General features: G+C 70.5%; 23 protein-coding genes. 9 read left to right on the forward strand and 14 right to left on the reverse strand.

Features of this window, described 5'->3' with window-relative positions; all coding sequences use genetic code 11:
- Positions 1-36 precede the first annotated feature (36 nt).
- Positions 37-930, reverse strand: coding sequence for a TIGR03619 family F420-dependent LLM class oxidoreductase (locus tag OU415_RS00745; protein ID WP_270946507.1), 894 nt, complete (start codon positions 928-930; stop codon positions 37-39).
- Between the two features lie 379 nt (positions 931-1,309).
- Here OU415_RS00745 and OU415_RS00750 point away from each other — a divergent pair, with 379 nt between their 5' ends.
- Positions 1,310-1,837: a nuclear transport factor 2 family protein gene (locus tag OU415_RS00750; protein ID WP_270946508.1), complete on the forward strand. Its 528-nt coding sequence runs from the start codon at positions 1,310-1,312 to the stop codon at positions 1,835-1,837.
- Positions 1,838-1,885: 48 nt separating this feature from the next.
- On the opposite strand, the gene OU415_RS00755 is transcribed toward OU415_RS00750, so the two are convergent.
- The gene (locus tag OU415_RS00755; RefSeq protein ID WP_270946509.1) at positions 1,886-4,828 is read right to left on the reverse strand and encodes an aminotransferase class III-fold pyridoxal phosphate-dependent enzyme; all 2,943 of its coding nucleotides are present in this window, start codon (positions 4,826-4,828) and stop codon (positions 1,886-1,888) included.
- Between OU415_RS00755 and OU415_RS00760 the strand changes: the two genes are divergently transcribed.
- Positions 4,827-5,339: an Lrp/AsnC family transcriptional regulator gene (locus OU415_RS00760; protein WP_270946510.1), complete on the forward strand. Its 513-nt coding sequence runs from the start codon at positions 4,827-4,829 to the stop codon at positions 5,337-5,339. The genes OU415_RS00755 and OU415_RS00760 overlap by 2 nt on opposite strands.
- A gap of 37 nt (positions 5,340-5,376) precedes the next feature.
- Complete coding sequence (locus tag OU415_RS00765; protein ID WP_270946511.1) at positions 5,377-7,029, forward strand: APC family permease; 1,653 nt, start codon at positions 5,377-5,379, stop codon at positions 7,027-7,029.
- 21 nt (positions 7,030-7,050) lie between these two features.
- On the opposite strand, the gene OU415_RS00770 is transcribed toward OU415_RS00765, so the two are convergent.
- A complete protein-coding gene (locus OU415_RS00770) occupies positions 7,051-7,731 on the reverse strand; it encodes an HAD family hydrolase (RefSeq protein ID WP_270946512.1) in 681 nt (226 codons plus the stop codon).
- 93 nt (positions 7,732-7,824) lie between these two features.
- Here OU415_RS00770 and OU415_RS00775 point away from each other — a divergent pair, with 93 nt between their 5' ends.
- Positions 7,825-8,472 carry a GntR family transcriptional regulator gene (locus OU415_RS00775; protein WP_270946513.1) on the forward strand — a complete coding sequence of 216 codons (648 nt, stop codon included), beginning with the start codon at positions 7,825-7,827 and terminating at the stop codon, positions 8,470-8,472.
- A 242-nt stretch (positions 8,473-8,714) separates the two neighbouring features.
- Here OU415_RS00775 and OU415_RS00780 read toward each other — a convergent pair whose 3' ends face one another.
- Positions 8,715-9,902, reverse strand: coding sequence for a PucR family transcriptional regulator (locus OU415_RS00780; protein WP_270946514.1), 1,188 nt, complete (start codon positions 9,900-9,902; stop codon positions 8,715-8,717).
- Between the two features lie 103 nt (positions 9,903-10,005).
- On the opposite strand from OU415_RS00780, the gene OU415_RS00785 reads away from it, so the two are divergent.
- The 5 genes from OU415_RS00785 to OU415_RS00805 all read left to right on the forward strand — a co-directional run bounded on the left by OU415_RS00785 (position 10,006) and on the right by OU415_RS00805 (position 17,045).
- Positions 10,006-12,030, forward strand: a complete 2,025-nt coding sequence (locus tag OU415_RS00785; protein WP_270946515.1) for an acetate--CoA ligase family protein — start codon at positions 10,006-10,008, stop codon at positions 12,028-12,030.
- 14 nt (positions 12,031-12,044) lie between these two features.
- Positions 12,045-13,364, forward strand: a complete 1,320-nt coding sequence (locus tag OU415_RS00790; protein ID WP_270946516.1) for an alkyl sulfatase dimerization domain-containing protein — start codon at positions 12,045-12,047, stop codon at positions 13,362-13,364.
- 45 nt (positions 13,365-13,409) lie between these two features.
- Positions 13,410-14,747, forward strand: a complete 1,338-nt coding sequence (locus OU415_RS00795; RefSeq protein ID WP_270946517.1) for an MFS transporter — start codon at positions 13,410-13,412, stop codon at positions 14,745-14,747.
- Between the two features lie 244 nt (positions 14,748-14,991).
- Positions 14,992-16,197 (forward strand): alkyl sulfatase dimerization domain-containing protein, encoded by a 1,206-nt coding sequence (locus OU415_RS00800; protein ID WP_270946518.1) that lies wholly within the window; start codon positions 14,992-14,994, stop codon positions 16,195-16,197.
- A 14-nt stretch (positions 16,198-16,211) separates the two neighbouring features.
- Positions 16,212-17,045 carry an alpha/beta fold hydrolase gene (locus OU415_RS00805; protein WP_270946519.1) on the forward strand — a complete coding sequence of 278 codons (834 nt, stop codon included), beginning with the start codon at positions 16,212-16,214 and terminating at the stop codon, positions 17,043-17,045.
- Positions 17,046-17,048: 3 nt separating this feature from the next.
- Here OU415_RS00805 and OU415_RS00810 read toward each other — a convergent pair whose 3' ends face one another.
- The 10 genes from OU415_RS00810 to OU415_RS00855 all read right to left on the reverse strand — a co-directional run bounded on the left by OU415_RS00810 (position 17,049) and on the right by OU415_RS00855 (position 25,811).
- Positions 17,049-17,693: an alpha/beta fold hydrolase gene (locus OU415_RS00810; RefSeq protein ID WP_270946520.1), complete on the reverse strand. Its 645-nt coding sequence runs from the start codon at positions 17,691-17,693 to the stop codon at positions 17,049-17,051.
- 2 nt (positions 17,694-17,695) lie between these two features.
- A complete protein-coding gene (locus tag OU415_RS00815) occupies positions 17,696-18,019 on the reverse strand; it encodes a biotin/lipoyl-containing protein (protein WP_270946521.1) in 324 nt (107 codons plus the stop codon).
- Positions 18,012-19,001 carry an alpha-ketoacid dehydrogenase subunit beta gene (locus OU415_RS00820; protein ID WP_270946522.1) on the reverse strand — a complete coding sequence of 330 codons (990 nt, stop codon included), beginning with the start codon at positions 18,999-19,001 and terminating at the stop codon, positions 18,012-18,014. The genes OU415_RS00815 and OU415_RS00820 overlap by 8 nt, the downstream gene beginning before the upstream one ends.
- Positions 18,994-19,965, reverse strand: coding sequence for a thiamine pyrophosphate-dependent enzyme (locus tag OU415_RS00825; protein WP_270946523.1), 972 nt, complete (start codon positions 19,963-19,965; stop codon positions 18,994-18,996). Before OU415_RS00825 ends, OU415_RS00820 begins: the two co-directional genes overlap by 8 nt.
- Before the next feature lie 271 nt (positions 19,966-20,236).
- Complete coding sequence (locus OU415_RS00830; RefSeq protein ID WP_270946524.1) at positions 20,237-20,782, reverse strand: class IV adenylate cyclase; 546 nt, start codon at positions 20,780-20,782, stop codon at positions 20,237-20,239.
- 464 nt (positions 20,783-21,246) lie between these two features.
- The gene (locus OU415_RS00835; RefSeq protein WP_270946525.1) at positions 21,247-21,903 is read right to left on the reverse strand and encodes a GntR family transcriptional regulator; all 657 of its coding nucleotides are present in this window, start codon (positions 21,901-21,903) and stop codon (positions 21,247-21,249) included.
- An 89-nt stretch (positions 21,904-21,992) separates the two neighbouring features.
- Positions 21,993-22,457: a ribose-5-phosphate isomerase gene (locus OU415_RS00840; RefSeq protein ID WP_270946526.1), complete on the reverse strand. Its 465-nt coding sequence runs from the start codon at positions 22,455-22,457 to the stop codon at positions 21,993-21,995.
- A complete protein-coding gene (locus tag OU415_RS00845; RefSeq protein WP_270946527.1) occupies positions 22,454-24,172 on the reverse strand; it encodes a dihydroxyacetone kinase family protein in 1,719 nt (572 codons plus the stop codon). Before OU415_RS00845 ends, OU415_RS00840 begins: the two co-directional genes overlap by 4 nt.
- A 16-nt stretch (positions 24,173-24,188) precedes the next feature.
- Positions 24,189-24,965, reverse strand: a complete 777-nt coding sequence (locus tag OU415_RS00850; RefSeq protein WP_270946528.1) for an SDR family NAD(P)-dependent oxidoreductase — start codon at positions 24,963-24,965, stop codon at positions 24,189-24,191.
- Positions 24,966-24,989: 24 nt separating this feature from the next.
- Entirely contained in the window at positions 24,990-25,811 is an 822-nt protein-coding gene (locus OU415_RS00855) for a sugar phosphate isomerase/epimerase family protein (RefSeq protein ID WP_270946529.1), read from the reverse strand.
- Positions 25,812-25,837 lie beyond the last annotated feature (26 nt).

Genomic DNA, 25,837 nt, shown 5'->3' on the forward strand with positions numbered 1-25,837 from the left:
TGTCCGGAAAACTCGTCAGGACGGTCCCCTCGCACCTCACCCGGCTCGGGACGGCGCGAAGCACGGCAGCTCGGCCATCGCCCGCAGCTGATCGAGGTACTGCTCCAGCGATTCGTGCCGCAGCCGGGGGACGACGGTCGTCGCGCCGGCCTCGGTCAGGGCCGCAACGGCCTGCTCCGCCCCTGCGGGGTCGCCGACCGGGTCGAGGGCTTCGACGGTGTTGACGACCACGTCGAAATCGGGCCCTGGCGGCGGGTTCTGGTCGAGCCGCGCGCGGAGCAGCTCCGGTGCCATGGCCGCCGGAAGCCAGCCGTCGCCCAGCGCGGTGGCGCGCCGGGCGGCGCGCGCGGTGTTGCCGCCGACCCAGATCGGGACCCGCTCCTGGATCGCGTGCGGTTCCACCACCAGGTCGGAGAACTGGTAGAAGCGGCCCTCGTAGGACGGCAGGCGCTTCGACAGGGCGGCCCGCAGTCCGGCGATCGCGTCGTCCGCCCGGGGACCCCGGTCGTCGAACGGCGCCCCGAGCACCGCGAACTCCTCGGCGGTGCTGCCGACGCCGACCCCGAGGACGAGCCGCCCACCGCTGATCATGTCGAGCGTGCCGAAGCGCTTGGCGATCGCCAGGGGGTGGTGGTAGCCGAGCACCAGGACGTTGGTGCACAACCGGATCCGCCGGGTCCGCGCGGCCAGGTAGGACAGCGTGGCGAGCGGATCCCAGTACAGGGTGCCGCGGATGCCACCCATCATCGCGGACGGCGAGCCCTCCGGGACGGCGACGTGGTCGCTGCAGGTCAGGAAGTCGTAGCCGAGCTCGTCGGCGACCTCGGCGATGCGCGCGACCTCGTCGATGCCCGCCTTCGCCTCCCAGGCCGGGCTGTGGTTCGGGATCTGCAGCACCACCGGCGTGTTGACACCCATTCGCACAGCCACGATGTCGACTCTCCCCGTTCCTCCGATGGATGCGGCGGCTCAGGGTTGCAGCCAGTCCCGCTGGATGCACGCAGCTTTCCCACTCACCGGGAGTTGCCCGCGGGTTGGACAGTGGTACCGCGCCGGTGCGTCTCAGCGATCGGCGCGGAAGAGCGCCCGCTCAAAGGATTTCCGATGATCACGGGAACGCGGCCTTCACCTTGACGCTCCCCCGGAGCGTGGTTAGCCTTCCCGTCATCAAGCAAGCGCTTGGGCAATTCGCGGACGAGCGGAGCGGGCTGAACGCCCGACGGGCCCGCGCGCCGCCCGGCGCATCCGGGCGGAGGCCGTCGCCACCGCGACTGCCGGTCAACGCCGACGACGACGCAGGAGGAACGGCATGTCGAGCGATCACGCGGGTGCGACTCCGTCGGCGGCGGAGCAGGTGCTGGCGATGTCGGAGATCCAATCGCTGTTCGCCAAGCGCCTCCGCGCGATGGACACGAAGCAGTGGGACCAGTACGCGCAGTGCCACACCGACGACGTGGTCAGCGAGTCGTACGCCGACGTTCCGGACGAGAACCGGCCGCAGGCGGACGGCCAGGCGAACAAGGTGGTCGGAGCCGTAGCGCTGACGAAGGCGATCTCCGGGCTCCTCGACGGCGACACGAAGGTCACCACGGTGCACCACGGCCACATGCCGGAGATCGAGCTCACCTCCCCGACCACGGCACGCGGGATCTGGGCGATGGAGGACGAGCTCTGGTGGCAGCACGGTGATGTCACCGAGCACATGCACGGCTACGGCCACTACCACGAGGAGTACCGGAAGGTGGAGGGCCGGTGGCTGATCAGCTACCGCAAGCTCACCCGCCTCCGCGTCACCAAGACTCCCGGGTTCTTCTCCTACCTCCGCGGCCGGCTGTAACGCGTCCAAACTGGACTAAGGGAGCGGAGGTCTTGATCTGCCGGGGTTTCACCCCTCCCGGAGCGCGCGGTCGAGGACGGACACCGCGCGGTCTGCTTGGTCCGCGGTCAGCACCACCGGCGGTTTGATCTTCAGGACGTTGTCCGCAGGTCCGTCGGTGGACAGCAGCACGCCCTCCCGCTTGGCCGCTTCCACGACGCGCCGCGCCGTCGCGGCATCCGGTTCCTTGCTCCGGCGGTCCGAGACCAGCTCGACGCCGAGGAACAGCCCGCGCCCGCGCACGTCGCCGATCACCTCGTGGCGCTCCGCCAAAGCCGTCAGCCCGTCCTTGAAGTGCGCGCCGACGGTCGCCGCGTTCGCCATCAACCGCTCGTCCTCCACCGCGTCCAGCACCGCCAGGCCCACCGCGCAGGACACCGGATTGCCCGCGAACGTGTTGAAGTACTCCATGCCGGTCACGAATCGCCGCGCCACCTGCGGTGTCGTCACGACCGCGCCGATCGGGTGGCCGTTGCCGATCGGCTTGCCGAGGGTGACGACGTCCGGCACCACGCCGTGAGCTTCGAACGCCCACATGTGCGTGCCGACCCGGCCGAACCCGCACTGCACCTCGTCCGCGATGCACAGACCGCCCGCCTCCCGAACGGCCGCGTAGGCGGCCTCGAGGTAGCCGTCGGCGAGCTCCAGCTGCCCGGCGCACCCGGGAATCGACTCGTGGATGAACGCGGCGGGCGGCAGCTCCGCGCACTGCACCGCGACCTCCGCCGCGTACCGCGGGCCGTCGCCGCCGAACTCGCCCCGGTACGGGTCGGGAACCGGGCAGATCCGCACCCGCTCCCCCGGCCCGGTGCCGCCGGCCCGGTTGAACTTGTACGGGCTGATCTCGATCAACGAGCTCAGGTTGCCGTGGTAGGCCCAGTCCAGCACCAGCGCGTGCTCCCGCCCGGTGGCGGTGCGCGCCAGCCGCAGCGCCAGGTCGTTGGCCTCGCTGCCGGAGTTGGTCAGCAGCACCACGTTCAGCGGGTCCGGGAAGGTGGCCGCCAGCCGCCGGGCGTACTCGGTGATCCCGGCGTGCAGGTACCGGGTGTTGGTGTTGAGCACCGCCGCCTGCGCGGACAGCGCTTCGACCACCCGCGGGTGGCAGTGCCCCACGTGGCAGACGTTGTTGACCAGGTCCAGGTAGCGCCGCCCGTCCGCGTCGATCAGCTCGGCGCCTTCCCCGGCCACGATGTGCAGCGGCTCGGCGTAGCTCAGCGACAGCGCGGTGGACAGGTTCGTCCGGCGGCGGGCCGCGATGTCCGCCGCGGAGCGGACGGGATCGACCGCGGTGGGCTCCGGCGCGCGCAGGACCAGGTTCGGGTTCGGCGAGATGCTCTCCCACACGTCGACCTCGTCCGGGCGCACCGCGCCGGGCAGATCGGTCGAGCGACCGAGCAGGGTGGTGAACAGCTGCACGTGGATGTGCGGTGGCCAGCCGCCGTTCTCCGGCGCCGAACCTGTCCAGCCGATCCGCTCGCCCCGCCGGACGGCGTCGCCGGGCCGCAGCCCGGTCGTGCTCGCCTGGCTGAGATGCCCCACCAGCAGCCAGAACGGCGTCCCGTCCCCGCAGCGGTGTTCGAGCAGCAGCACGCCGCCGTAGTCGCATTCCGCCGGCCGGTAGTCCACTGCGGCGACCACTCCGTCGAGCGGCGCGAACACCGGCTCGTCGGCGGCGGTGAACACGTCGATCGCCATGTGCACGCTGCGTCGGCCGCCCTGCCCCGCGAACGCCTCGGAGCGGTACACGACGCGGTCCTCCCGGTACCGGCCGAGCGCGATGGCGCTGCCGGTGGCCCGGACTTGCGCGTCGATCGCGGCTGCCACCTGATCCGCACCGCGCTGCATCTGCAGTTCCGCCGGTCCCCGCGCCGTCCAGTCGATGCAGTGCACGTCAGCCGTGCGCAGATCGGTGCGCAGCATCGGTGCGGGATCGCAGGCGGCCGACCGCAACCAGGTCACGACCTTCCGCTCGGCCGCGACCGCGCGGTAGCCGCAGGCATCGCGGAATCGCGCGGCCAGCAGTGGCCGGGGCTCCGCAGCCAGGTCCGAGATCAGCGCGCGGATCGCGGGTTGGCTGATCGACAGGTAGGCGTTGTCCGGGTCGGCGGCGCGCTGTTCGGCGGCGTTGATGATGCTCATCGCGAGCCGGGCGTCGACCAGCTCGGGCAGCAACCGGAGTTCGACCTCGGTCAGCGGCGATTCCTGGTGGTAGCCGGAAACCACCTGGCACGCCGCGGAAACCGGGTCCGGCACCCCCAGCTGCGCGTACGCCACTGCGACCGCCAGCCCGCAGACCCGCGGGGCGCGCACGACATCGCCCAGGTCGATGATCCCGGCGATCGACCCGTCGTCCGCGACGATCACGTTGTTCTCGTTGGCATCGTTGTGGATCGCCTGCTGCGGGAGCTCCAGCAGCTCCGGCAGGAGCTCGCCGAGCCGCTGCAAAGCCGCGTCCGCGAACGGCCGATCGGCGGCGTCGACCAGCGGCAGGCTCGCCAGGAGTTCCTTCGCCTGCAACGGGTTCCACCGGTAGGCGCGGTCCAGCCCGGGATGCTCGAAGCCCGCCAGCGCCCGGTCCAGCCGCGCGACCGCCGCGCCCAAGGCCGCGAACCGCGCCGGTTCCGGCGGACCGGCTTGGGACCACTCGCGGCCGTCCACCCAGTCCAGCAGGTGCGCGGTCCGGGATTCCCCGTCCACCACGGCGGTGCCGGACGGCGTCGTCGTACCGGCGTCGGAAAGCCACTCCAGCAAGGCGTTCTGCAGCGCGAGATCGGATTCCGCGGTGTCCGCCGAGTAGACCTTCAGCAGGTAGCGCGGTCTGCCGCCGACGTCCAGCCGCGCGTTGGCGTGCCGCTCCCCGGGCAGCGGCGTGACTTCCGCGGCCACCCCGAACAGGTCCGCGGCAACTGCGGACAGCGTCTCGGCCGATGGGGTCCTCCGGCGAATCTCCATGCGCCGGAAGCTAAGTCGCGCCGGAACCGCTGTCGATGAAACGGCCGCGACTTCCCCGGAAAATGCAAGAATCCGGGACGTGGACGACGTAGATCGAAGAATCTTGCACGAACTCGGCCGAAATGCCCGAACCTCGCTGGAACGCCTTGCCGAGGTTTCCGGGCTCGCCCCATCCTCTGTCAAACGCCGCATGGCGCGGCTCGAAGCATCGGGCGTGATCCGCGGGTACACGGTTCAGCTCGACCAGCGGAGGCTCGGATTGGGGTTGCAAGCCCTGATCGGCGTCTTCGCCGCCGCCGGGGTCACCCGCGAGGCGCTGACCGCACTGCTCACCGAGCAGGAGGAGATCGTGCGGGCGTGGACCACGGCGGGCAGTGCCGACGCCCTGGCGCTGATCCACGCACGGGACTCCGACCACCTCGAACAGATCATCCTGCGGCTGCAGCGGACGAAGGCAGTCGTGCACACCAGGACCCAGATCCTGCTCACCGAACTGGTCAGCCGGGGCTGACCCCCGTCCCGCGCCCGAACCTGCAGGGAGGCACGGCATGGCAGCACCTTCACCGACCGCACCGGGCAGTCGCAGCACCACCGTCCGGATGGACACCGGGCTGCGCCGGGACATCGGGCGCCGGAGCCTGCTGTTCACCGGCATCGGATCGATCATCGGCTCGGGCTGGCTGTTCGGCGCGCTGACCGCGGCGCAGATCGCCGGTCCCGGCGCGATCTTCTCCTGGATCATCGGTGCGGTCATGGTGACGCTGATCGGCCTCACCTTCGCCGAGCTGTCCGTGATGTTCCCGGTCACCGGTGGGGTCATCCGGTTCCCGCAGTACGGGTTCGGCTCCTTCGCGGGCTTCTTCGCCGGCTGGGTGATGTGGGTGGCCTGCGCGGCGTCCGCGCCGAGCGAGGTCCTCGCGGTGATCCAGTACGCCAAGCCCTACCTGCCGTGGCTGATGACCTCCGAGGACGGCGTGCTGGTCGCGACCCCGCCCGGGCTGCTCGTCGCGATCGCGCTGATGGCGGTGTTCAGCGTCATCAACGTGCTCGGGGTGAAGGCCTTCGTGCGGTTCAACGACCTGCTGGTCTGGTGGAAGCTGCTGGTCATCGTGGTGGTGATCGGCACGTTCTTCGCGCTGTCGTTCAACCCGGACAACCTCGTCGCGCACGGCGGGTTGTTCCCCAACGGCACCGCCGCGGTGTTCACCGCGCTGCCCGCGGGCGGCATCGTGTTCGCCTACCTCGGGTTCCGGCAGGGCGTCGAATTCGCCGGTGAGTCCGCGAACCCGCAGCGCAACGTGCCGTTCGCGGTGATCGGCTCGATCGTGGTCACCGGCCTGATCTACGTGCTGCTGCAGGTCGCGTTCCTCACCGGACTGCCCAGCGAACTGCTCGGCGCCGGGTGGTCCGAGGTCACCTTCACCGACGTCGCAGGCCCGCTGGCCGGGTTGGCGACCCTGCTCGGCGCGACCTGGCTGGCGATCACCCTCTACGCGGACGCGATCGTCTCCCCCGGTGACACCGGGCTGATCTACACCGCGGTGACCACCCGGATCGCCTACGCCAACGCCCAGAACGGCAACGCACCGCTGGCGCTGACCAAGCTCAACCGGCGCGGTGTGCCGTGGTTGGCCGCGGTGTTCACGTTCGTCTTCGGCTGCGTGTTCTTCCTGCCCTTCCCCGGCTGGCAGAAGATCATCGGCTTCATCACCTCGGCGACGGTGCTCACCTTCGCGTTCGGCCCGGTGGTGTACGGCGCGCTGCGGCGCACCCTGCCGGACCAGCCGCGACCGTTCCGGCTGCCCGGCGGTGACACCATCGCCTACCTGGGCTTCCTGTCGGCGAACCTGATCGTGTTCTGGACCGGGTGGCAGATCAACGAGAAGCTCTTCCTGGCGATCGCGCTCGGCTACGTCTTCTTGATCGGCTACCGGCGGTTCGCCCGCCGCGCACTGCCCGCGCTGGACCTGCGCGCCGGGTCGTGGTGCGTGCTGTGGATCGCGGGCATGGCGATCATCAGCTACTTCGGCGAGTTCGGCCCCGACCCGGATTCCCTGCTGCCCGGCGGCAACGGCCCCATCGGCATGGTCTCCGGCACCGCGATCATGGCGGTGTTCAGCGCGGCCGTCTACGCCTACGCGATGATCACCCGCCCCAGCTTCGAGAGCACCGTCGCGAACATCGCAGGCGACGACTCCTGACCCGGGGAAACATGCGGTCGCCTAGCGTCGTTGGGCGGCCGCGTGGGTCTGCTCGACCGCGTTGAGCACATCCGCCAGGTCCGGCAGGACCACGTCGGCGATCGACGGGTCGTCGGTCAAGCCCTGGCGGTTGATCCACACGCGCGGGATGGCGAGGGCGTGCGCCGGCTCGATGTCGTGGAAGTAGCCCTCGGCGACGTGCACCCAGTTGTCCCTCATGGCGCCGAACGACTCCTCGAACCGGGTGAAGTGGCTGGGGTTCGGCTTGTACGAGCCGACGTGCTCGGCGGTGACGACCGCGTCGATGTGCACGCCCAGCCGCCGCTGTGATTCGCCGATGAAGACGTTGTCGCAGTTCGTCAGCAGGGCCAGCCGCCAGCCCGCGGCGCGCAGATCGGCCAGTGCGCGGGGGACGTCCGGGAAGACCGGCCAGTAGGGGATCGTCGCGGAAAGCGCGGAGGCATCGTCTTCGCGGAGTTCGAGACCGGCTTCCCGTGTCGCCCGGCGCAACGCCTCCTCCAGCACACCGCCGTAGCGCATCGCGGGAGTCTCCGCCTGCACCTTCCGCTCGTGCTTGTTGTAGAGCTCCAAGAGTTCCGGGCCGCGCCCCGGGAAGAGCAGCTCAGCAGTGGTCGCGATCCCGTGGCGCCAGTCCACCAAAGTGCCGAAGCAGTCGAACGTCGCCCAGCGCACGTCTCCCATGAACAGCCTCCTCGAAGAGCCAACGCGGAACTGGCGACATGCTGGTGCACTGTTATACAGATATGCAAGAGACCGTTCGGGGCGGCTTCTAGGATGAGAACCGTGCTGCAGACGATGACCACCAGGGACGCGCTCGTCGCGGAAGTCCGCAAGCAGATCCTCAGCGGTGAGCTCGCACCGGGAGAGCCCCTGACCGAGAACGGGCTCGCCGCCAAGTTCGGGGTGGCGCGGCCTACGGTGCGCTCGGCCCTGCAAGTCCTGCTCAGCCGCCACCTCGCGCAGCAAGCCGGAGGACGTTCCCTGGTCGTCCCCGCGTTCACCGAAGCCGATGTGCGCGATCTGTACTTCGTGCGCACCCCGCTCGAGCTGGAAGCCGTCCGCCGCATCGTCGAGAACGAGCTTTCCCTGGATGCGGCTGAACAGTCGCTGCGAGCGCTCGAAGCCCTGCCGCGAGACGCGAGCTGGGGAGACCGGGTCGAAGCGCACACCGCGTTCCACATCGCGTTGATCAACGCAGCCGGAAGCCCCCGGTTGAGCAGGATTTACCCTGCGATGCAAGAGGAAATGCAGCTCTGCCTGGCGCAGCTGCGCGCCTCCTACCCGGGGCCGCAAGACCTCGCCCGCGAACACCGCGCCCTGCTCGAAGCGATCCGGTCGGGCGACCCCGACCACGCCCAGGCCGAGATGCGCGCGCACCTGGAACGCACCCTCCACGACCTGACGAGCGCGGACGCCGACTAGATCGGGCCTCTCACCGGATCATCTCCACTCGCCTCTCACCGTCGTTCCGCAAGCGTTCACGGACCACCACATCGCGCGTCGGACCCCGCTGGCGAGCGCCGGGGTCGATGCTCGGCACGAGGGGCTGCCAGCAGGCGCAATCCGCGCGGCCAGACCTCAACCGATACGTGCGGCCAGCAATGGACATCTCGTCCGACTAGAAGCCGTGGGCAGCGCTGTCGTCGTGGTTTGCACGGCTCAGTTCAGCTGGGGGATTCGGCGGCGATCGTCAGGGCTGCGGCCAGGCTCATCAGGCCGCGGGCCGTTCTGGGGTTGGCTCCGGTGAGCTTGGCGATGCGGGAGAGGCGGTTGTCGATCGTGTTCGGGTGGACGTGCAGCTGGCGTGCCGTCTGCCTGCGGTTGAAGTCCGCGGCGAAGTACTCCTTCAACGTCACCAGCAAGTCCGGTTCGCGACGCAGTTCGTCCACTATGGACAGGAAGTGCGGGACCGCTTCGCTGCTGTGGTGGAGCTGGTACTCGAAGAGCAGGTCGTCGAGCACGGCCACCTCGGCCGGGCTGCCCAGCTGCGCGAGGTGCCGAGCCTGGCCGGCAGCGGCCGGCACCTCGGCGCGGGAGCCGGCGTGGGCGAACCCCGCCATCACGTCGATGCCCGCCGCGCGCTGCAGCCTGGGAATCGCGGCGCGAGCGGCCGCCAAGTCGGCGGCGGCGCGATCGGGCTCGGACGGGACGAGGAACAGGCCCCCGTCCGGGTCCAGGGCGACGAGGGCGTCGTCGGCCAGCGAACGGGTCAGCTCCTCGGTGATCCGGTGCACCTTGCGCCGTCCGGCGAGGCGGCGTCCGACCGCGTCGCCGACGGATTCGGACGGGTGCGGGGCGAATCGCAGGGCGAGGATCGCGTAGCTGTCCGCCAGCCTGAGGTCGACGCGGTCGGCGAACTCGGCCGTGGCCTGCCCGTCCACCAGTGCGCGCACGACGGCACGCATGTTCTCCCGCTCCTCGCTGTGCGCGGCCTGGGACTCCTCCTGGTGCGCTTGGAAGCCGGCGTGCATCACCGACTGCAAGCACCGCAGCAGCGCGTCGCCCGCGACCGCCGGCGGCGCGCCGCGGGAGAGGCGCGACAGCTCGTCCCAGATCGTCCGGGCACCCACCAGGTACGCGTCCATGAAATCCGCGATGGGCAGGCCCTCCGCCCCGCGCTCCCGTCCCCTGTTCGCGAACAGCAGCAGCTCGTCGTCGTGCAGCTCCCGCTCCTGCTTGACCACGCGGACGTAGAGCCGTGCGAACTCCCGCGTGGTGTGCGCCATGTGCCGGTACAGGTGCTCCGGAACGGTGCCCTGGTAGCGCGGCGAGGCGGCGGCGTACGCCTGGATCGCGCGGTCGGCGATCTCGGGAGCTCTGCGCTCGAGCTGATCCCACAGATCTTGTGACATGTCACAACACGCTAGCGGAAATCGTGGGGTAAGTGCGCTACCCGCACAGCAGCGGTTGGAGCACAGTCGAGCGGTACATGGCCCAGATCACAAGGAGCCCACGGTGCCCGATGCCGCGCGTTGCGAACCGCTGTTCCGGCCGAAGTCGATCGCCGTGGTGGGGGTGTCGGCCACGACGGCGCTGTCGTGGGGCCGCATCACCGTGCAGCGGCTGGTCCACGGCGGTTACGAGGGCGAGATCGTGGTGGTCGCCCGCGGCGAGCTGAGCCTGCCGGGAGTGCGGGTGGTGGGTTCGCTGGCCGAGGTCGGCTACGGCCCGGACCTGGTGGTGCTGGCGACGCCGGCCACTGCCGTGCCCGGTCTGCTGCGGGAGGCCCGCGAGATCGGTGCCGGAGCCGCCGTCGTGTACGCGTCCGGGTTCGCTGAGGAGGGCAACGACGACCTGCAGGAGGAACTGCGGAGCGCCGCCGGGGACATGCCGGTGCTGGGCCCGAACTGCCTCGGCGTGGTCAGCCGTCCGACCGCGGTGCAGGTGTCCACCACGGTGTTCCTGGACCGGCCGCGGCTGGACCCCGGTCCGATCGGGGTGGTGACGCAGAGCGGGGCGATGGGGTTCGTGCTGGCCGACCTGCTGGAACGAGCGGGGCTCGGCTACTCCTACTACGCCAGCGTCGGCAACGAGGCCTGCGTCTCGGCGTGCGAGTTGGGCGGTTACCTGCTGGCGCAGCACGACGTCGAGGTCCTGGTGCTGTACCTGGAAGGCGTGCGGGACGCCGCGGAGCTCCGGGCGTTGGGGCGCCAGGCCCGGGAACTCGGCAAATCGGTGGTCGCGCTGACCGTGGGCAGCAGTGCGGCCGGAAAGCGCGCCGCGCTCTCGCACACCGCGGCGGTCGCCGGTGATCACCTGCTGCTGGCCTCGCTGTGCCGCCAGGAGGGCATCGACCTGGTCACCGACGACGATCAGCTCGTCGACGCCGTGCTGTGCGCGCGCAAGAAGACCGCGCTGCCCCCGGCACCCCGGCTGGCGGTGCTGACGATGTCCGGCGGGGCTGGCGGAGTGCTCGCCGACAACCTCACCGCGATGGGCGCCCGCATCCCGCCGCTGTCGGCGGCCACCCGCCGGAAGCTCGCCGAAGTCGGCGGGGTGGAAGCCACCGACACCAATCCGGTGGACCTCGGCGGCAACATCATCCGCTGGCTGGACCGGGTCGAGGAGCTCCTCGGCTCCCTCGACGAGGACCCCGAGCTGGACGGCGTGGTGCTGTACCTGACCTTCGGCGACCGGTTCCGCGACGCGTACCACCGACTGGTCGAGGCCGCGGCGGCGATGCGCACCCCGACCTGGTTCGTGTGGGCGTGCGCCCCGCCCGGGGAACTGGAGCAGCTCGGGCGTCCCGAGACCGTGCTGCCCAGCATCGGCGCGCTGCTGCGGCGGATTCAGGTCCTGATACCGGACGCGGTCCCCGAGCCCGCCCCGCAAGACACGAGCACGCCCGCTGAACGTCCACTGTGGTCGGAACTGCGGTCCGCGCCGCTGCTGGCGGAGGCCGGGATCAGCCACGTGGACACCGTTTCCGCGTCGGATGCGACCGCACTGACCGATGCCGTGCGCCGATCCGGCTGGCACGGGCCGTACGTGGTGAAGGGCGACGCCGCCGACGTTCCGCACCGCGCCCGCGCGGGCCTGGTGCGGGTCGGGGTGACTCCTGCGGAGCTGCCCGCGGTGGCGGCCGTGATCGCCGACCGGCTGGCGGAGGTGTCCACGGACCCGGACCGCGCGCTGGTCGCCCAGCCGATGCTCGCGCACACCGCCGAGCTGGCGCTGGGCGCGACCCGGGATCCGGTGTACGGCACTGCGGTGCTGCTCGGCGCAGGTGGCGACCGGGCCGAGGACGCGACCGCGCCGCGGCGAGCCCTGCTGCTCCCGGCCACCGACGAGCAGGTCCAGGAGCTGGCCGGCTGGGCCGGCGCGGTGCTCGGAGCCCCCGTTCCGGCCACTGCCCGGGCGATCGAGGCGCTGACCGGGTTGCTCACCGAGCACCCGGAGTTCGCCGAGATCGACATCAACCCGCTGTGCGTCACCGGCGACGAACTGGTCGCGGTCGATGCGCTGATCACCCACTCATGACAGGAGAGCACCGGATGACTGATCTGCTCGATTACGCGGACCAGGTGTGGCGGGGCGAGGCCAGCACCGGCGTCTACCACTCGGGTCGGCTGCGCGAGGACGGCCTGCACGAGGTCGCCGACGGGGTGTGGATGTGGCCGGCCTTCGGCAACGTCTACCTGTTCCCCACCGCCGACGGCCTGTTCTGCTTCGACACCGGCGAGAAGCGCACCGCCGGAGACCTGTTCAACGCGACCCGCGCCCGCACCGACGCACCGCTGCACACCGCGGTGTACTCCCACGGGCACATCGACCACGTCTTCGGCGTCGGGCCGTTCGACGTCGAGGCCGGGGAGCGCGGCTGGCGGCGTCCGACCGTCGTGGCGCACGAGAACACCCCGCCCCGGTTCCGCCGCTACGCCGCGACCGCCGGCTACAACACCGTGATCAACCAGCGGCAGTTCCAATCCCCCGGTTTCCGCTGGCCCACCGAGTACCGCCACCCCGACGTCACCTACCGCGACACCAGCGCGCTGCGCATCGGCGAGCTCGACGTGCAGCTGCGCCACGCCCGCGGCGAGACCGACGACGCGACGATCGCCTGGCTGCCCGAACGGCGGATCCTGTGCTGCGGCGACTTCTTCATCTGGTCGTCCCCGAACCCCGGCAACCCGCAGAAGGTCCAGCGCTACGCCGCCGAGTGGGCCGAGGCGCTGCGCTGGATGGCCGGACTAGGTGCGGAACTGCTGCTGCCCGGCCACGGCGTGCCCATCGTCGGCGCCGATCGGATCCGCACCGCGCTCACCGACACCGCGGAGTTCTTGCAGACCCTGCACGACCAGACCGTCGAGGCGATGAACGCCGGTGCCACCCTCGACGAGGTCGTCCACGGCGTCACCGCCCCGGCCGAACTGCTGGCCAAGCCCTACCTCAAACCCTCGTACGACGAGCCGGAATTCGTCGTCCGCAACATCTGGCGGCTCTACGGCGGGTGGTACGACGGCAACCCCGCCAACCTCAAACCCGCCCGCACCGAGGACTTCTCCCGCGAGATCGCCGCGCTCGCCGGCGGCGCCGACCGGCTCGCCGCGCGAGCTCGCGAGCTGCTCACCGCCGGAGAGCACCGGCTGGCCGGTCACTTCGCCCAGCTCGCCGCCGACGCGGCACCCGACGACCACACCGCGCACGCCACCCGCGCGGAGGTGTTCACCGCACTGGAGAAGGCCGCCACTTCCACCATGGCCAAGGGCGTCTACGCCTGGGCCGCCGCCGAATCGCAGGCCGTCCTCGACGGCACCGACCACGCCGAGCAGCTCCGCACCCGCACCGCGGGCCGCACCCGGTGGGCCATCTAGCAACCGCCCGGGCGCCCGCGGAGACGCCGGAAGGAGAGCGAAGCGATGAACACTCCAGCAGCACAGATCGATGCCATCAGTGCGCGTGCCGCGTCCAGGGGAACCTCGAGACGCGGCTGGGTCGTGATCGCACTGCTGGTGGCCTTCATGCTGATCAACTTCGCGGACAAGGCAGTGCTCGGGCTGGCCGCGAAGCCGATCATGCACGACCTCGGGCTCTCGCCCGCGTCCTACGGCCTGCTCAGCAGCGGGTTCTACTTCCTGTTCAGCATCTCGGCGATCCTCGTCGGTTTCGTCACCAACCGCGTGCAGACGAAGTGGGTGCTGCTCGTGCTGGCGGTGATCTGGGCGCTGACCCAGGCGCCGATGATCGGCACGGTCGGCTTCGGCGTGCTGCTGGCCAGCCGGATCGTGCTGGGTGCGGCCGAGGGCCCGGCCAACCCGGTCGCCATGCACGCCGCGCACAAGTGGTTCCCGAACGAGAAGCGCGGCCTGCCCACCGCGCTGCTCAACGTCGGCGCCGGTCTCGGCGTGGCGGTGGCCGCGCCGCTGCTCACCAAGATCATCGTGACCTACGGCTGGCACTGGGCGTTCTTGGTGCTGTTCGTCATCGGCATGGTGTGGGTGCTGCTGTGGGCGGTGTTCGGGAAGGAAGGCACCGTCGCCGGAAGCGCGTCGATCCACGCCTCTTCCGCGCAGTCCGAAGTGGACGAACCCGCGCTGCCGTACCGCCGGATCCTGCTGAACCGCACGTGGCTGGGCGGCTTCCTCGCCGGTTTCGCCGCCTATTGGGCGCTCTCCCTGCTGGTGGCGTGGGTTCCCGCGTACTTGCAGACCTCGCTGCACTACAGCGCGGTGACCGCGAGTGCGCTCGTGGCCCTGCCCTGGGTCGCTTCGGTGGTGTTCAACGTGTGCCAGGGGGCGCTGACCGACTGGCTGATGCGCCGCGGCGTCTCCAGCCGGATGTCCCGCGGTGTGCTCGGTGGTGTCGCGGTCATGATCTCCGGCCTCGCGATGGTGGTGTTCCCGTTCATGCCCGGAGGCGCGCTCCAGATCGCACTGCTGACCATCGCCTTCAGCCTCGGCGGGATCGTGTTCGCGATCGGGATGACCGTCAACGCCGAGATCAGCCCCACCCGGCAGCGCGGTGCGGTGCTCTCGATCACGGTCGGCATCGTCACCACCGCCGGTCTGATCGCGCCCTACGTGACCGGGCTGATCATCGAGTCCGCCGCCGATCCGACCACCGGCTACGCCATGGCGTTCGCCATCACGGGCGTGCTGTCGATCGTCGGCGGAGCGCTCGCGACGATCTTCGTGCAACCCGAGCGAACCGCTCGCCGACTCGGCTTGCGAACCGAAGAGCCGACCGCCCGCGCCTAGCCCACCCACGCAGAGAAACCTGGGACCTACCTTTGATCTTTGGTTTTGATGCGCCGCAGGCGCATAGCCCACCTAAGCAGCCTGCACCGCCGCGGGTTCTCAGCGTTCGCCTGACGAGGACAGCCCGCACGCCGTGTATTGGCATACATAAGTCCGGGATCCCGCAGCTCAGGCGGACGCTGAGGTTCCGCCACCCGCACCGCCATGCAAAACGAGTTCGAAAACAGTTTGAGGTGTCGCACGCATGCTCGCCAACAACGCCAACGGCAGCCCGCTGCTCGGCTCGCGTGAAGTCCAGGTCGTCGCGCCCGGGGTGTTCACCATCGGCCTGCAGGGCAACAGCTTGGCCGTCGAGACCGATCAGGGACTGCTGATCATCGATTCCGGGCCGGCGCCCCACCTCGTTCCGGGCGCCCTGGAGTCGCTTCGGGAGCACACCGACAAGCCGGTCCGCTGGATCGTCTACAGCCACGGCCACCTCGGCTACAACTACGGCGTGCCCGGTTTCCTCGAGGCCGCGGCCGAACGCGGGGAACCGCGGCCGACCCTGATCGCCCACGAGAACGTCGTCCGACGCTACCGCCGCTACCTCGAAACCGCCGGGCTGCAGAACCACATCAACACCCGCCAGTTCCGCAGACCGATCGAGGACTTCCCGGTGGTGCCACCGCTGACGTTCCCCGACCAGACCTACCAGGAGTCGCTCACCCTCGGCAGCACCGGCCGGACCGTCCGGCTGCTGTGGGCCCCGTCGGAAACCGACGACGTCACGGCGGTGTGGCTACCGGAGGACCGCATCCTCTACGGCAGCGCCGCGGTGATCAACGGCATCCCCAACATCGGCACCCCGATGCGCACCATGCGCGACACCGTCCGCTGGGCCGACACCCTCGACCGGCTCGCCGCGCTGGACCCGGCGGTCCTGATCCCGGAGTTCGGCGATGTCGTGCGCGACCGCCCGGCCGAGCAGCTCACCGCGACCGCTCGCGCTCTGCGCTGGCTGCGCGACGCCGTGGTGGAGAGGCTGAACCGGGGCATGGGCGTCGACGACATCGTGCACGACGTCAAGTACCCGGCGGAGCTGTTCGACGTGCCGTGGATGCGGGAGAACTACGGGCACCGCGACTACATCGTGCGCGACGTCGTGCGGTCGGAAACCGGTTGGTGGGACGGCAATCCCACCAACCTGCACCCGAGCAGGCCCGCCGACGCAGCTGCGGTGCGCGCCGATGCCATCACCGACAAGCAGGCCGTGCTCGACCACGCCGCCCGCCTCCGCGACGCCGATCGGGTGCAGGACGCGCTGCACGTCGTCGACCTGCTGGCGCTGGCACCCGGCGACGATCCCGAGGTCCAGCGGGCGCGCGAGCTCAAGGCCGAACTGTGCGCGTTGCGGGCGAAGCAGGCCACCAGCTACGTTTCCCGCAGCTTCTACCGGACCTCGAGATGAGCGGGGGGACGCACGTGGAACGCACGATGGCGGTGCGCGTCGGCGAGCTGACCTTCGACGTCGCAACCGCAGGTCCGGAATCCGGCGCACCCGTCGTGCTGCTGCACGGATTCCCCGAAACGCACGCCTGCTGGCGCCAGGTGATGCCGATGCTGACCGCGGCAGGTCTGCGCGTCCTCGCACCCGATCAACGCGGCTACTCCCCCGGTGCGCGCCCCGAGGGCGTCGACGCCTACCGCATCGAGCACCTCGTGTCCGACGTCATCGGGCTGCTGGACGCACTCGGCATCCCCCGGGCGCACCTGGTCGGCCACGACTGGGGTGCCAACGTGGCGTGGTTCGCCGCCGCGTGGCACCCCGACCGGGTGCGGACCCTGACCGCGCTCTCCGTTCCGCACCCGGCCGCGTTCAACTGGGCGCTGGCCGGCGATGCCGACCAGCAGCGGAGATCGGCCTACATCAAGGCCTTCCGCCGTCCCGGAGTCGAACGCAAACTGCTGGCGGACGACTGCCGACGTCTCCGGGCCAGCTTCGGCGGTGCCGTCGACAGCTCGCTCGTCGAGGAACACCTGCGCATCCTCCGCGAACCGGACGCGCTGACCGCGGCCCTGTCCTGGTACCGCGCCTCGACATCGGACTTCGCCGCGCTCGCTCCGGTCACGGTGCCCACCACCTACATCTGGAGCGATGAGGACGCCTACCTCGGACGCGCCGGAGCCCTGCGCTGCGGCGAGTTCGTGTCCGGCCAGTACCGCTTCGTCGAACTCCCCGGAGTCAGCCACTGGATCCCCGAACAGGTTCCGCAGCGACTAGCGGACGAAATCCTGCACCAGGTCAGCACCGCATAACCCTCAGCGGTCGAAGAACTCGGTCGCGGCTTCCTTGAAACGGCGGCTGGACACGGCGTTGAGGTGGTGGCGGCGCCCGAGCGAGACGAACGGCGCGTCGAACCCGGCAGCGACCTCGGGTGCGTCCGAAGCGATGTCGTCCTGGTCCCCGGCGGCGAAGAGCACCGGGACCGGTGGCGGACCGTCGAGCCGGCACCCCTCCACCTCGTCGATGCACGAGCCCAGGTCGCCTGCCGACAGCGCCTCCGCAACGCGCTGCATCGAGGCGCGGTCGGCGGGACGCCCGCCGATGCCGCCGAGCGCGAGCCGCCGGACCCGGCCGGGAGCGAGCTTCGCCAGCTCCCAGCCGACCAGACCACCCATCGAGTAAGTCACCACATCCACAGTGGACGCACCAGCTTCGTCCAGCACGGTAAGGACATCCTGCGCCAGCGACTGCGGCGAGTACCCGGAGGCAGGGCGGTCGCTCTGTCCGTGCCCGCGCAGGTCGACCAGGACGTGACCGCGGTCGGCGAGCGCGCGCACCCATCCGGTGCGGCCCCAGGTGCTCTCGGCGTCCGACGCGAACCCGTGGACCAGCAGCACCGGAGCCGGCCCCGGAGCCGCGTCGTACCAGATCTTCGCGCCGTCCCCGGCGGTGGCGAACACGATCAGTCCTCCGGCACGGTCAGGCGGACGCGCCGCTTCGGCTTCTTCTCCTCGGGCACGGTCCCGACGATGCCCGCCTGGTCGTCGGAGACGGTGAACGTGACCAGCGAGTCCCCGACCGCCAGCTCCTCGTCCTCGCCGACGTGCAGCCGTGCGATCCAGCCGGACTGCGGCGACGGGATCTCCACCGCCGACTTGGTCGTCTCCAGCTCGACCAGCGGCGCGTTGCGCTCCACCCAGTCGCCCTCCTTGACCAGCCACTCCAGCACCTGGGCGCTGATCAGGCCCTCGCCGAGGTCGGGCAGGGGAAAGGTCACTTCAGCCACGGCGGTACTCCAATGCGGTCTGGACGGCGATCAGGATCCGGTCGATGCTGGGCAGGTACTCGTCCTCCAGCTCCCCCGACGGGTAGGGCACGTCGAAGCCGGTGACCCGCTGCACCGGCGCGCGCAGATCGCCGAAGCAGCGTTCGGTGACCAGCGCGGACACCTCGGCCCCCAGCCCGGCGGTCAGCGGCGCCTCGTGGACCACGACCGCGCGGCGGGTCTTGGCGACGGAGGCGGCCAGGCCGTCGACGTCGATCGGCTTGAGCCAGCGCAGGTCCACGACCTCCAGCTCCACCCCGTCCTCCGCGGCGAGCTCGGCGACCTGCTCGCAGCGGGCGACCATCGCACCCCACGCGATGAGCGTGGCGTGCCGGCCTTCGCGCACGACCCGGCTGGTGCCGGGCGGAATCGGCGCGACCGGCTCGGTGGGGTCGAAGGATTCCCGCTGCCAGTAGCGGGACTTGGGCTCCATGAAGATCACCGGGTCGGGGTCGGCGATCGCCTGCCTCAGCAGGTGGTACCCCTGCGACGGGGTGGACGGCGACACCACCTTCAGCCCGGGCACGTGCGCGAACAGCGCCTCCAGGCTCTCCCCGTGGTGCTCCGGCGCGCGGATCCCGCCGAAGCTGGGCAGCCGCAGCGTGATCGGCATGTTCAGCACGCCCCGGCTGCGGTAGTGCATGCGGGCCACCTGGTTCACGATCTGGTCGATCGCCGGGTAGCTGAAGCCGTCGAACTGGATCTCCGGCACCGGACGCCAGCCGTGCATCGCCAGCCCCACCGCCATGCCCATGATCGCGGATTCGGCCAGCGGCGTGTCGAACACCCGATGCTCGCCGAACTTGTCCCGGAGGCCGTCGGTCACCCGGAACACGCCGCCGAGCGTGCCGACGTCCTGCCCGAAGATCAGCACCCGGTCGTCGTCCTCGCACGTGTGCTGCAGGGCCAGGTTCAAGGACTGCTGCAAGGACAGCTCAGGCATCGAGGGACTCCTTCCACGCCCGCTGCTGCTCCAGCAGGGCCTTCGTCGGCTCGCGGTAGACGAACGAGAACAGCTCCTCCGCAGGCGGTGCCTGGAGCGCGAGCAGCCCCTCCCGGACCTCGCGCACCACGTTCGCGACGTGTTCCTCGGACGCGGCGACCTCGTCGGCGGGGAGCTGCTTCGCGGCGGCGGCGAGCGGGTCGCGCTCGGTCCACGCCTGCTCGTCCTCCAGCGTCCGGTAGCGACCGGGATCGTCCGAAGTGGAGTGCGGGCCCATCCGGTAGGTCATCGCTTCGATCACCGTCGGCCCACCGCCGTCGCGCGCCCGGTCCAGCGCGGCGCGGGTCGCCTCGAACACCGCGGACACGTCGTTGCCGTCGACGCGGTGCCCCTCGAAGCCGTACCCCGCGGCGCGAGCGGCGACCGAGCCACCGGCGACCTGCTGGTCGGTGGGCACCGAGATCGCCCACCCGTTGTTCTGGCAGAAGAACACCACCGGGAGCCGGTACACCCCGGCGAAGTTCATCGCCTCGTGCACGTCGCCCTGCGAGCTGGACCCGTCGCCGAAGTACGAGATGGCCGCGCCGCCGGTCTCGTCCAGCTTGGCGCCCATCGCCCAGCCCACGGCGTGCGTCACGGGCCCGCCGACGACCGCGTTGAACGGCGCGAGCCGCGAGGCCTGCGGATCGTAGAGCCCGCCGTGCCAGATGTTGAGGTGCGTGGCCAGGTAGGAGACGAGGTCGACGCCCATCGCGACCGCCGCACCGAGATCGCGGTAACCGGGGAAGGCGAAGTCGCGGCTCAGGTCGAGGGCAGCAGCACTGCCCACCTGCGCGGCCTCCTGCCCCTTGGCCGGCGCGTAGGCGGGCAGCACGCCCTGGCGCTGGAGGGCAATGGCCTCCTCGTCGAGCCGCCGCGCCACCAGCATCAGGCGGTGGAGAGCCTTGAGATCAGCTACGTCCATGGCGGAAGCCTGCGAAACCACCGCCCAACCGTGCAAGTGTCGCCTTCCCAGCTGATCACTCTGCACGATCCGACCGGCAATACACCCCCACTGCTGTACAAATTGCCCAACGATCGACCGCGCACCCAGGAAGCGGCAGCCGCTGTTCAACCCCCGCCACCTCGTTCCGCAGCGGGGGTCCGGCCGCTGTCACCGATGCGCTGCGGCCCGCACTGGCCGAACTGGTCGGCCCCGTCGTCGCCGAGGCTGTTCACCTCGTGGGCCCGGGAAGTCAGGCGGTCGGCTCGGTGAAGCGCAGATCGGTGATCGAGCTCAAATCGATGCCGTAGCGGGCGTAGACCTTGGTGGTGTTCTCGCCAGTGAGCTGGTCCTCGCTGTAGCCGAGCCGGGCGGCGATGGCGATGACCTGTTCTTTGCTTTCGGCTTCGATCTCGGCGTAGGTGGGGATGCGCGGCCAAGTGTCGATCTCGATCTCCGCGTCGTCGAGGGTGAAGCTGACGCGCTTGTTCTCCTGGTAGGCCTTGGGCTGGTAGCCGAGCTTGGCGAGGATGGCGTTGGTGGCTTCAAAGTCGTCGACAGCGACCTCGGTTTCCTGAGTGCCGTCAATCCCGTCGTGGAGGATCTCCTTGATCGTCAAGGTGATCTCGCGCCCGGTGTCACGCAGCCGAATCCACCTCGTGGCATCACCGGGGGCAATGTCGTAGACGTAGCGGCGCTGCAGCGTTTCGCCGTGCTTGTGCCCGCCTTCGGCGAGGATCCGCTTCTGCAGGATGTCGGCGTCAACGTCGAGGATCTTGGCTTCGTGCTCGATGGGCACTGGCATTCCCTTCGTGTCTGATCAGTCCACAGCGATGGCACTGGGAGCGAGGCGGGCGTACTCCGCCTCGCGAAATCGAGGTAGCCGGGTGGGACGGATCCACTTGACCATGATTCGCCGCCCATCGGACATGCGGTATGCGGTACGTGCCCCGGATACGCCCGCAGTGACGTAGCGGGCCTCGGGGATCGCCCCTCGTTCGTCGAGTACACGCTGGATCGCGTCCAAGGAACGTTGGCCGTGGTCGAGCGAATTGAGCAGGCGCACCGAGTAGCTGTACCGACCTGACAGAGCCTTGACCAGGCAAAACCAAAGGCACCACAAGGCCTGCAAGTGATATCCCCGAACAGGCTTCACAGCCGCATTGACCTGGGATAGCAGCAACAGCACAGCTCACAGAGGCGCAGTTCCACGAGAACGCCAATTTCGCGAGAAATTGGGCTGTTCTGCTGTTTGCGCGAGTGTCAGGTGGGGGTGTCGCCGAGGATGTTGATCGGCTTGCGGCTGCGGATGGTGCCGAACAGGAGTGCTTGGGCGGTGGCGACCATGTGGTCCTGGATGACGGTCTGGGTCTTCACCGGGTCGCCCGATTCGATCGCCGCGACGATCTCGAAGTGCCGGTCCGCGCTCATGTTGGTCAGCGCGCGTTCCAAGCCGCGGTACATGATGCACATGCGGATCGAACCCTCGAGCAGCTTCCACGACCGCAGCAGCGCGTCGTTGTTGGTGAGCTCGCAGAGCAGCTCGTGGAAGGCGAGGTCGGCCTCGATCTGGGCTTCGAGCGAGACCTTCGCGGCTGCGGCCATGTCGTCGACGGCTGCGCGCAGCCGGGCGCAGTGCTGCTCCCGGTAGTAGCTGGCGGCCAGCGTTTCGCCCGCCACCGCCTCCAGCGCGGATCGGACGGTGAAGGTGTTGATGATGTCCTTCTCGTCGATCTGCCGGACCGTGACCCGGCCGCGATCGCCGTAGGAGACCAGGCCTTCCTGCTGCAGTTCGCGCAACGCCTCGCGCAAGGTGCCGCGGCTGATGCCGAGCTGCTCGGACACCTGCACCTCGCCGAGGTGGGTGCCGGGCGGGAAGGTGCCGGTGGTGATGGCCTGGCGCACGGCGTCGACCGCCATCTGCCGGAGGTTCCGACCGCGTTCCCGACCTGCCTGTGCCTGGCGGCCCACCACTCGCACCCTCCTCGGTCCCTGCTCCCCGACGGTGCTCAGCACCGTTCGTACTCGGCAATCAACTGTACCTTCGCCGCGCTCGGCGACCCGTGGTCGAACTCGTAACCGAGCCACTCGCGCACGAGGCGGCGCGCCAGCTCGATCCCCACCACCCGCTGCCCGAGGGTCAGCACCTGGCAGTCGTTGGACAGCACGGACCGCTCCACGGAGAAGGAGTCGTGGGCGGTGGTGGCGCGAACGCCGGGAACCTTGTTGGCCGACAACGCCATCCCGATGCCGGTGCCGCAGATGAGCAGGGCCCGGTCAGCGGATCCCGCGCGCACGGCCTCTCCCGCGGCGAGCCCGATCTCGGGGTACGGGCGGTGCACGTCCTCGGCATCGCGGTGCACGCCGAGGTCGATCACCTCGCTCACCCGGGGATCGGCGCGCAGGTCGGCGGCGAGGCGTTCCTTGTGGTCCAGTCCGGCGTCGTCGCAGCCGATCGCGATTCGCCAGGTCATCGGTGTTCTCCCGTCAGGTAGTCGCCGATCGTCCGGGCGATCAGGGCCGTGGACACCGCGCCGGGGTCCGGGGTGCCGATGCTGCGCTCGGCCAGCGGGCGGGCCCGTCCCTTGCGCGGTACCAGCTCCGCAGTGCTCCGGGCCGCGCGGTCGGCGGCCTCGGCCGCTCGCGTCCACGCAATGCCCGTTGCCGCACCGGCGGCGACCGCGTCCTGCAGTTCGGTCCGGAACGGTTCCAGCGCATCGAGCAACGTCTTGTCCCCGACCGCGGCGCCTCCGAGCGACACGATGCGGCTGGTCAGCGCGTCGACGGCCTTCACCGCCACCTCCGCGCCACCGGCGTGGTCGCCGAGGACTTCGCCAGCGGCCCGCAGCCCGGCGCCCCACAGGACGCCGGACGTGCCGCCCGCTCGCGCGGCCCAGCCGTCCCCGGCGACCGCGAGGCAGTCCCCGGCTCCAGCCCCGGCCCGCTGGGCCTCCTCCGCAGCGGTCACCGCGGCACCGATACCGCGGACCATGCCGCGCCCGTGGTCGCCGTCGCCGGCCACGGCATCGATGGCTCCCAGCTCGTCCTCCGCTTCGCCGAGCACCGCGGCCACCCGGCGCAAGGCACCGAGCACGTGATCAGCGAGTTGGCGCGACTCGGCGGAAGCCGGCGCGTACCGAGCCACCGGCTCGACTTCCCGCTGCTCGTCCGCGACCGCCCGCGGCTCCGGCTCGTCGGCCATCCGGCCGCGGCGGAACGCCGGTGTCGACGCCGGGGCCGCCCACAGGCGTTCGAGCTCGTCGTCCAGCCAGGTGAGGGTGAGCGAAACGCCTGCCATGTCGAGGCTCGTGACGAGCTCACCGACCTCGGGGAGCACCGGGACGTGCCCCGACTCGCGCAGCAGCGCGGCCACCGACCGCCACAGCACGAGCAGTTCCTCCTGCTTGACCGAGCCGAGACCGTTGAGCAGCACGGCTACCCGGTCCCCGGCGTCCGCGGGCTTCTCCGCGAGCAGCCTGCGGACGAAGTCCGCCGCGAGCTCCCGGGCCCGGGACAGCGGCACGTCCCGCAACCCGGGTTCGCCGTGAATTCCCAGTCCCAGACCCATCTTCCCGTCCGGCACCTGGAACAGCGGCTCGGCCGCACCGGGGAAGGAGCACCCGGCGAACGCGGTGCCGATCGTGCGCGTGCGCTCGTTGGCCTTCCTGCCCACCCGCACGACCGAAGCGAGGTCCACGCCTTCCTCGGCAGCGGCACCCATGATCTTGAAGACCGCGAAATCGCCCGCGATGCCCCGCCGCTGCCCCTCGTCCGGGGCACTGGCGATGTCGTCGGTGACCACCACGTTGTCGACGGCGATGCCCTCGGCGCGCAGCCGGTCGGTGGCCAGGCCGAAGTTCATCACGTCGCCGGCGTAGTTGCCGTAGCTGAACACCACCCCGGCACCGGACTCCGCGGCCTTCGCCACCGAGTAGGCGTCCTGCGCGGACGGCGAGGTGAACAGGTTGCCGCTCACCGCTCCGTCGGCGAGTCCGGGCCCGATGATCCCGTAGAAGGCCGGGTAGTGGCCGGAGCCTCCACCGGGCAGCACCGCGACCTTCGGCCGTTCCGGCCGGGCCCGCCGCACCGCGCCGCCGGGCACCTGGCGCACCAGGTCGGCGTGCAGGTCGCAGAACCCGGCCAGCGCGTCGTCGGCGAACGTCGCCGGGTCGTCCCACAAGTAAGTCATGTCACCCCATCCGTCCTCAGTGGAGGAACGAACCGCCGTTGATGTCGATCGTGGTGCCCTGCAGGTAGCCGGCGTCGTCGGTGCACAGCCAGGTGATCACCCCGGCCACCTCGTCCGCCGTGGCCTGACGACCGAGCGGCACGCCGCGGGTGATGGCGTCCTCCAGCTCCGGGCTGGTCGCCGCCACGCGGATGTCGGTGTCCACCGCGCTCGGCGCCACGGCGTTGACGGTGACCCCGGCCGCGCCGAGCTCCTTGGCCAGCGACTTGGTGAAGCCGAGGATGGCGGCCTTCGCGGCGCAGTAGGGCGTCTTGCCGAACACTCCCCCGCCCTGCTGGGCCGACACCGACGACATGTTGACGATGCGCCCCCAGCCCGCCTCGATCAGGTCCGGCAGGAACGCCTTGGTGACCAAGTAGGTGCCGGTCGCGTTGACCGCCAGCACCTTGTTCCACAGCTCGAGGGTGGTCTCCAGGAACGGCACCGGCGAGGTGATGCCCGCGATGTTGGCCAGCGCCCCGACCGCGGGCAGCCGGCCCGCGTCGACCTCCGCTCGCACCGCCTCATAGGCGGCTCGCACCGACGCTTCGTCGGACACGTCGACGGCGTGCGCGAAGACCGCGGCGCCGGTCTGCGCGGCGATGTCCTCGGCGGTCTCCTTCGCGGCCGGTTCGTCGAGGTCGAGCACCACGACCGCCCACCCCTCGCGGGCGTAGCGCAGGGCCGTGGCCTTGCCGATCCCTCGCGGCGCAGCCGCGCCCGTCACCACTGCCGTGCGCTGCGTGCTGGTCACTGCAGGTCCTCCAAATGTCGTCGGTCAGAGCAGAGTTGCGATGTACTGGGCGGCGCGCACCGCCGCGGCGGGCCGTTCGTCGTCGGTGACATCGCGGGTTTCCAGTTCGAGCGCGCACGCCCCGCCGTAGCCGGTGGAGCGCAACGCCTCGAACGCGGCGGGGAAGTCGACCACGCCGTTGCCGATGCTGTGGTTGATCCCGCCGGGCTTGGCGTCCCGGAGGTGGACGTGCGCGATCCGCGGCCCGAACCGCCGCGCGAAGTCCGCCGGGTCGCCGCCGGAGGCGACGATGTGGCTGGTGTCCAGCACGACGCCCACCGCCGGGTCCAGCCGCTCGATCAGCCGCGCGGCCAGCTCGACGTCGCCGCACAGGCGGAAGAAGTGCGGCGCTTCGACCCAGATCGCCACGCCGTGGGCTCGCGCGACCTCGGCGGCCCTGGCGAGTTCGCCGGCGACGCGGTCCAGGTCGGCGTCCAGACCGGTCACCGGCTCGCGCGACTGCGCGCCGCACGGCAGCACCAGGGCTTCGGCGCCGCATCCCGCGGTGAGGTCGAGCAGGCGTCCCAGGTGCGTCTCCCGCTCCTGGGCCGCACGCTCGTCGAGCACGCGGTTCAGGTCGCCGATGTCGCCGTTGACCGAGCGGACCGCGAGACCGCTGGCCCGCACTGTCGACACCACCTCGGCCACCGCGGCTTCGGTCAGGTCGTAGGGCACGTGGTCGCACACGCCGGGCAGCGCACCGAGATCGATCTCGGTGAAGCCGCACTCGCCGATGACGCGGAGCGCCTCGGCCAACCCGAGATGGCGAAAGCTGATGGACGAGCACCCCGGCCACCGGTCGGACACGTTTCCTCCTCGAGAACGGATGCCGG

Source organism: Saccharopolyspora oryzae (assembly GCF_027853915.1).
GTDB lineage: Bacteria > Actinomycetota > Actinomycetes > Mycobacteriales > Pseudonocardiaceae > Saccharopolyspora > Saccharopolyspora oryzae.